Raw genomic sequence first — 340 nt, forward strand, 5'->3', positions numbered from 1 at the left:
TGTGCAACAACAGGTGAAATAGATTATATGGTTGTATCGGGTTCAACGGATGAAGGTAATGATATATTCGTGACTTTAATTAAGTTTGATGACCAGTGGGATGTACCCGCAGGAACTATGTCTTGTTGTCGAGCCACAGCGGGAGCTATGGTTGGTGTTTACGATCAAAAATTCCCAGAAAAAGTAGCGGTTGAGTGGTTAGATAAGTCAGAGAGCAGAATTTACTACGGTGAACTGGCAATAAATAAAAATGGTTATAAATTAGCTAAAAATTTACCTGCTTATGCATGGATAAGCACAGGAGAAGTAGAAGAAAATATCAGGCCTTATTTAATTGTTG

The 340-nt window shown here is 37.9% G+C and carries 1 protein-coding gene; it reads left to right on the plus strand.

Features of this window, described 5'->3' with window-relative positions:
* A partial coding sequence (locus tag H5232_RS24835; protein ID WP_182719783.1) for a DUF2931 domain-containing protein occupies positions 1–340 on the plus strand: 340 nt, incomplete at both ends.

Origin of the sequence: Pseudoalteromonas sp. SG41-5, assembly GCF_014164495.1 — a bacterium.
Classification (GTDB): Bacteria; Pseudomonadota; Gammaproteobacteria; order Enterobacterales; family Alteromonadaceae; genus Pseudoalteromonas; species Pseudoalteromonas rhizosphaerae.